This is a genomic window from Acinetobacter sp. V91_7 (assembly GCF_031799075.1).
GTDB classification, from domain to species: domain Bacteria; phylum Pseudomonadota; class Gammaproteobacteria; order Pseudomonadales; family Moraxellaceae; genus Acinetobacter; species Acinetobacter calcoaceticus.
Window position 1 is genome coordinate 1 of record NZ_JAVQNT010000010.1, and the last position, 3525, is coordinate 3525.

The 3525-nt window shown below is 37.4% G+C and carries 5 protein-coding genes; 3 read left to right on the plus strand and 2 right to left on the minus strand.

The genetic code is table 11. The features are described 5' to 3' along the window. The 3 genes from RMB03_RS00520 to RMB03_RS00530 all read left to right on the plus strand — a co-directional run. Positions 1 to 1032, plus strand: a 1032-nt coding sequence (locus RMB03_RS00520) for an inovirus-type Gp2 protein (protein ID WP_311073106.1), incomplete at its 5' end; no start/stop codon positions are given. A 5-nt stretch (positions 1033 to 1037) separates the two neighbouring features. Then, on the plus strand, positions 1038 to 2039 hold the full coding sequence (locus RMB03_RS00525) for a hypothetical protein (RefSeq protein ID WP_311073108.1): 1002 nt from the start codon (positions 1038 to 1040) through the stop codon (positions 2037 to 2039). 99 nt (positions 2040 to 2138) lie between these two features. Then, a complete protein-coding gene (locus tag RMB03_RS00530) occupies positions 2139 to 2405 on the plus strand; it encodes an AlpA family phage regulatory protein (protein ID WP_311073110.1) in 267 nt (88 codons plus the stop codon). Between the two features lie 313 nt (positions 2406 to 2718). Here the strand turns inward: RMB03_RS00530 and RMB03_RS00535 are convergent, their stop codons facing one another. After that, positions 2719 to 2958 (minus strand): hypothetical protein, encoded by a 240-nt coding sequence (locus tag RMB03_RS00535; RefSeq protein WP_311073112.1) that lies wholly within the window; start codon positions 2956 to 2958, stop codon positions 2719 to 2721. A gap of 75 nt (positions 2959 to 3033) precedes the next feature. Next, positions 3034 to 3525 (minus strand): site-specific integrase (locus tag RMB03_RS00540; RefSeq protein ID WP_311073114.1); only part of this gene is annotated, 492 nt, incomplete at its 5' end.

The following is a 3525-nucleotide window of genomic DNA, read 5'->3' on the forward strand; positions in this document are numbered from 1 at the left end:
ACGATGACAGCAATCTCTCGTCTATCAATCAGTTGTGCGGAGAATGCAATTCCTGCAATTGTGCTTCAGACAACTGAAGGTGAAATTATTACCTATCAATATGCGCCATGGTTTGAACTACACCAGCGTTTCTTTGATCAATGCATGTTATTTGAGACAAGCACCTTTAAAGTCGGGAGTGAGATTCTCAGCTATGTTGACGCCAGATCAGCTTATCCAGACACGCCGTTATTGCAGATGCTTCCTCCTGCTGGAGTTCCTTTAGAGCCTTGTCATATTAAAATAATTCATCGAATAAACCGATTTGTAAATCATATTCGAGAAAATATGTTAGGTCCCGAAACTAAACGTGAACTCAGAAAGCGTAAAAAACACTGCCGAAAGAATTACCGTAGCTGCGTTAAATGGTTTGGAAAACACCTAAATACTTACAGTAAAGTGATGGTTGTTCGCTTAGATCTATACTACAAATTTGGAATTTCTGAACTCATCAATACCTCTCCTGACTTCGAAGGCTCTAGACACAATGCACATTGTTTAATGACCATTAAAACAGATGTGGAAAGGCTGCTTGGTAATTTTCGCTCTGATCCTACACTGAAAGAAATTATTGGATATTGTTTGAAGTTCGAACATGGTCCATACAAAGGGCAACACGTACATTGCATCATTTTACTTGATGGTCATGCACATCAAAAAGATGTAAAGTGGGCTGAAGATATTGGTCAATACTGGGTCAAGCTCACCAATGGCAAAGGTGCTTATCATAATTGCAATCGGAACAGTTCAGATTATAAATATCCTTGCACAGGAATGATTTCCTACGACGATCACGAGAAAATTCATAATTTGTGTCGTTGTCTGGCATATTTGTGTAAATCCGATCAATACTTCTTATTTGCACCACTCGCCTGCTTTCGTACCATTCAAAAGAGTGTAGCTCCCAAAGAGAAATCGGGTATGGGCAGACCGCGTCAGAGAATAAATACACCTTTAACTTTTGATTCTGTCAAAAAGTACTTTAAGGGGTGAATCTGATGAATAAGTTTGAACTATCTTATGCTGAACATTTCCTTGAGGCCTTGAATCCTCATCAGGCACCTATATCTGCTCCTTTATCTTTTGCAACACCTCAACAGGCCACATTGAATGAGATAGATGCCCTAGGTTCAGAAATGATAAGCAAAAAATCTAGCAAAATTTTTAAAGTGGTCCGTAGTTTTGGTGATGCACCCTCTCTACAGTTGCTCCCATTTGGATATAGATTTTGTGCAGTCCTGAATGGGATGAAAACTAATCCATATCTACTTGGGACAATTCCATGTGTCCAACTTGCACCTAGATTACAGTTGCAAAAAGATCTTATACAACAACATCAATTGTATGAGATTGATCATTTACATCCCAGCTTTGAAATTGCCGTTGATCAATATATGGCACATTACAAAATGCTTACTTTAACTCAGAAACATAAAAGTCTAGAAAACTCTTGGAAAAGAGGGCTCGGAAAGGGACTCTGGCTTTATGAGAACTTCATAACCAATCTGTTGGGAATGACATGTTCTTTTGATCTTTATTGTATAACATTGATCAATGATGTCAGTAAAACCAATCATGAGAATCTGAGCCGAAATTACTTGCTTTTTGATCATCATATTCAAGAAATCGTCTCAACTGCTCAGGACGCAAAAAAAGCAAATATTCTCGGTATCGTTGGAAAATGGGAAGCCAATCGTTCTCAGCAAGTAAATCTTCACTTATTGTTCTTTGTTGCAAAAAAAACGAGTGACTTCACTCCCTTTGAAGAAACTGAAATTTATAAGAGCCTGAATCAATTCATCGACCAGATAGGATTGATTCAGGTTGTATGGACACCCTTACCAAAGTTATTGACGCCTATTTTCTATAACGTCAATCAAATTAATTTTGGTAAACGGCTTCAGATTCTAAAAGCTTATTTAGTTGGCACAGACCACTTCCTTCGGATTTTTGATAACAAATCCTCTTTTGAGGTGTTCTATCAAGCCGATGAACACTAAACAAACATGACCCGAATTAAACATAGTACCGTTGAGAACATATTAAATCTCAGCGGTATCTGTACCAGCAAAGAATGCTGATTAAATAGGTACAAAGATATGATTGAAAAGCGTTACCGTGTAAAAGACCTCGTAAACTATCCTGAACGTCTAGCAAAGGACTATGTGGATCGTAAGGGTCGTAGAAGAAGACTCTCCCATAAGCCTGCAAGCAAAGGCTTATTGAATATTGCAGAGTCGACATTTTGGAAAATGATTCGACGAGGTGATTTCCCAGAACCCACGTACTTAACAGCAAGTATGCCAACGTGGACTGAAAGCCAAATCAATGCTTGGCTTGAAGCGAAAAATCCTAAAGCTGCATAAAGCAAAACAGCCTGTCTATGACAGGCTGTTTTTGATTTACTACTTTATGAAGGATAATGCTTTCTTTTTAGAAACACTTTAATTGCAATACATTGTGCTCCACCTGCAATGAAAATTCCCCATACTGATTTAAGTAAAGAATAATAATCTGGTGTCCCGACTAAACTCTGAGCATATAAATGTACAAAAAGTAAGAAGTATGCAAAAAAAGAAAGTAGACCTATCACAAAAGAATAATAGAAATTCCCCCAAATTGAGATCAACCACTTAGAGCACGACACTATAGGACCATCTAGCTCGCGAACACCATCACCTAAATAGTTTTTATGACCCCGATCCCCCCCATTATAAATAAAATAGCACCTGAGAAATAAATAAGGGTTATTGGAGAAAAATAACTAGATATAGTTTCAAAATTCTTCATCAACTCTTTTTCATCATGACGAATGGTTAATGCGAAAACTGATACAGTAATAAGGATATACACTAAATACTTCATGATTTCATAAAAAGTATCTTTTATAACCGTGTTCCCTGTTTGCAGTTTAGCCACTAATGACTCCTTTATAAAATTTAAATTTAAATATTCATGCAACCTTAAATACTTATGAATATCAATAAGGAAAAACTATTTCAATGTAAGCAATGACTCTAAATAGTCTGCCCACTCCTGCATCATCTCACGACGATTATTCAAGAACTTGGTTCGATTGTAAGCCGTACCATTGTTATCTTTAACCTTATGCGCCAATTGATGTTCGATGAAATCTACACGTTGTTCTAATATTTCATCAAGTATAGTGCGAGCTGTTGCTCTTAGCCCGTGCGCCGTTTGCTTCCCGCCATAACCCAAGCGTTTCAATGCGGTATTAATAGTATTGTCTGATAGATAAGTCTTTGCATCACGCCCAACAAATAGATATTCACTATGTGGATACAGATCAATAATCGACTCGACTAATTCAAATGCTTGATCTGACAATGGAACCACATGCTGTTGCTTAGTTTTACTGGCTATAAATTTAAAGCACCGCTCTTCAGGATAGTAATAAGACTTTTTAAGTTTGCGGATTTCTCCTGGTCGTTGGAAGGTTAATACTGAAAGCTTTAACGCGACCTG

Excerpts from the sequence above, each read along its gene's own strand:
- RMB03_RS00525 (WP_311073108.1), top strand. The coding sequence starts at position 1,038 with ATGAATAAGTTTGAACTATCTTATGCTGAACATTTCCTTGAGGCCTTG.
- RMB03_RS00530 (WP_311073110.1), top strand. The coding sequence starts at position 2,139 with ATGATTGAAAAGCGTTACCGTGTAAAAGACCTCGTAAACTATCCTGAA.